The sequence below is a fragment of the Streptomyces sp. NPDC002671 genome, from assembly GCF_053592475.1.
This window is the reverse complement of sequence record NZ_JBSFVU010000145.1, coordinates 1-2,947: the sequence shown is the minus strand read 5'-3', so window position 1 is coordinate 2,947 and position 2,947 is coordinate 1. Positions and strand designations below refer to the sequence as shown.

The following is a 2,947-nucleotide window of genomic DNA, read 5'->3' as shown; positions in this document are numbered from 1 at the left end:
GGGCGGCGCGCAGCTGGGGGTCCTGGCCGTAGGCTTCGTCGCCGGTCACCCAGGAGGCGGTGATCCCGGCGTCCAGCGCGGCTTCGATCATTTTCGCAGCCAGATGTGGCTTGGTGGCGAACTGCACCGTCTCGGGTATCCCGGCCGCGGTGCGGCGTTCGGGGTCGTTGGACCAGGAGTGCTCGGGGAGGTAGAGGCGCCGGTCGATTAGGGCCCGTCCCCGGCTGGTTGCGTAGGCGAGGAACACACCGACTTGGGCGTTCTCGATGCGTCCCGCGGTGCCGGTGTACTGCCTTTGCACTCCTGCCGAGGACCGGCCCTTCTTCAGGAAACCGGTCTCGTCAACCACGAGAACGCTGCCGTCAGCGCCGAGGTGTTCGGCGACATAGGCACGCAGGTCGTCGCGGACAGCATCAGCGTCCCAGCGGGCATAGCGCAGCAGACGTTGCATCGGCCCAGGCCGCGTATGGCCCGCCTGCTCGGCCAGCTGCCAGCAGTTCTTCCGCTCGACGCTCGACAGCAGCCCGAGCAGATACGCGCGGGCCCGGCCCGGGGCTCAACCCGCCTGAACCTGCCCGCGATCCGAGCCATGACCTGGTCGAACATCGCCCGCCAGCGGGCAGGGTCGACGCTATGGCCTGCGGCCACCGCACGATCTTCAGGAGTCCACACAACCCCCGATGATCACGCGGTGGCCGTACCTGTTGCCAGCCAGGCCGACAACAAGATCGCGAAGTCAGGCTGGAGTACTAGGAGATGATCCCGTGCGTGGCTGAGGAGGCAGGTACAGATGCGGACGACGCTTGTGCATGGGCTGAGCGACTGGGTTGGGCGTTCGGGCTTATCGCGGAGGATTCGGCTGTGAGAGGTGCAGCGCTCGTCCATCTGGCGGAGGCCCAGAGGAAGGTCACGGACGCGCTCGCCCGGTCCAACGAGATGTGGCTGTTGACGCGGCCCCTGGGAGCGGACGAGCAGTACCGGGAGCCGGCCCTTCTGCAGGCGCGCCGGAGGCATCAGCAAGCCCAGAGGCGTTCGCTGCCTGATGGGGTGTGGGGTGGTCTTGTGGGCGGCGATCTGGCGGCGTGGCCGGGGCTGCCCTATGTGTTGCTCTTCCTGGAGTGGGAGGCGAGGTACCCGCTGGAGTGGACGCAGCATGCGAAGGCGTGGGGTACGAAGCAGAGCCTGATCCGGGAGGTGGCCCGTGCTCGCCAGGAGGAGGCGATCAAGGCGAAGCTCACCGACCTGGCCGAGATCGTCGTCCACCGGGCGTATCGCTGCAAGGATCGCGAATACGTGCAGGTTGCCCGGGCTGTCGACAGCGCTGACCTACGGGGCAGGCTCGATCGGGCAGCCGACTCGGACAGTCCGTGGGCCCGGTGCCACGCCGGGTATGTGCTCTGGCTCCTTGACCGCCCTGACCTGCCGAACACCCGTCGTGTCTGGCAGACCTGGGTGGCAGGCGAGGCTGCGGCGTTGCTGTGACCGGGGACGATGCAGGGAAGGTTCCCGTAATCATGGAGTGTGTGATCTACGCCCCGTGACCTGCCTGGAAGACCGTGCCTGCCGACGTATCATCCTTGATTCCGCCTGCCCTTGACCGGCTCCGCGAGCAGTCCGACGTCGGGCCCGGAGAGGTGCCCGGCCTGCTGGAGCGGCTGGCTCAGGTGCCGGATCCGCGCGATCCGCGCGGCGTGCGCCATGCCTTGGCCGTCGTGCTCACGCTGACCGCGTGCGCGGTGCTGACCGGCGCGACCTCGCTGCTGGCTGTCGGCGAGTGGATCGCGGACGCGCCGCCGCACGTGCTGGAGCGACTCGGCGTGCGCCCCGATCCAGTACTGCCCCGGCGGCTGGTGCCCTCGGAGGCGACGGTCCGCCGGCTGCTCGCCCGTATCGACGGTGATGCCCTGGACCGGGCGGTGGGCGGATGGCTTGCCGACCGCCGGCCCGAGAGCACCGGGCTGCGCGGACTGTCCGTGGACGGCAAGTCCCTGCGCGGTGCGGCAAAGGCCCGGGGGCGGAGGATCCACCTACTCGCCGCGGTGGAGCACACCACCGGGCTGGTCTTGGCCCAGCTCGACGTTGGCGAGAAGACCGGTGAGGTCACCCGCTTCCAGCCGCTGCTCGACACCGTCGCCGACCTGGCCGCAACCGTAGTCACCAGCGACGCGCTCCATACGTAACGCGAGCACGCCACCTACCTCCTGGGCCGCAGGGCCCATTACATCGCGATCGTCAAGGGCAACCAGAAGAAGCTGCGCCAGCAGCTGAAGTCCCTTCCCTGGAACGACATCCCCTTCCAGGGCCGCACCCGGGGCACCGGCCACGGCCGCGCGGAGATCCGCCGGATCAAGGTCGCCACCGTGAACAACTTGCTCTTCCCCCGCCGCCCGCCGCCCGCCGCCCGCCAGTGCGGCGGCGCTTTAGTGGCCTTCTCGGCCGGGGTACAGCACGCACGCGGCGAGACCGCAGCAGGAGTCGCCCTCGACATGGGGTGCGATGGCCGCCATACGGCTTAAATGCGGACGCTATGTTCAATATGTGTGTAGGTATTTCTGAATATCGCCATATGGTGTTGCAGTGCTTGGCTGCTGCAGGCGGGTGGCCGGCGTCTCGTGCCGCCATGCGCCAACGCAGGAAGAAGCCTTCGCATGACGTCCGCATACGGCTCGACGGGTTGCCGGGGCAGCCTCCCCCTCTGGGATCGCGTTCACGCCAGCCGGGACGCCGGCGCCGTCGGGGTACTCCGAAGCCACGCAGGCAGCCACGAGCGGTTCAGGACAGGCATGACCGGCCGCCACCACAGCCACTGGACACAGCGACGAGGCGCGACCGCATGCCTCCCTCATCGTGCGCGACTTGGGCGGGATCCAGGCGGCGGCACGGCGCGGCCGGTTCCGGCGGCCTGGCCTGACCGGCATCGCCCCGGACTTCCAGCCCGGCCAGGAGC

The 2,947-nt window shown here is 69.1% G+C and carries 2 protein-coding genes and 1 pseudogene; 2 read left to right on the top strand and 1 reads right to left on the bottom strand.

Annotated elements, in window-relative coordinates:
- Positions 1-591 (bottom strand): annotated as a pseudogene (locus tag ACWD35_RS45295) (IS701 family transposase); the annotation flags it as partial.
- A gap of 177 nt (positions 592-768) precedes the next feature.
- Between ACWD35_RS45295 and ACWD35_RS45290 the strand changes: the two are divergent.
- Together ACWD35_RS45290 and ACWD35_RS45285 are read left to right on the top strand one after the other, a co-directional pair.
- The gene (locus tag ACWD35_RS45290; RefSeq protein WP_451357148.1) at positions 769-1,482 is read left to right on the top strand and encodes a hypothetical protein; all 714 of its coding nucleotides are present in this window, start codon (positions 769-771) and stop codon (positions 1,480-1,482) included.
- Between the two features lie 95 nt (positions 1,483-1,577).
- Positions 1,578-2,180 carry an ISAs1 family transposase gene (locus ACWD35_RS45285; RefSeq protein WP_451357147.1) on the top strand — a complete coding sequence of 201 codons (603 nt, stop codon included), beginning with the start codon at positions 1,578-1,580 and terminating at the stop codon, positions 2,178-2,180.
- Positions 2,181-2,947 lie beyond the last annotated feature (767 nt).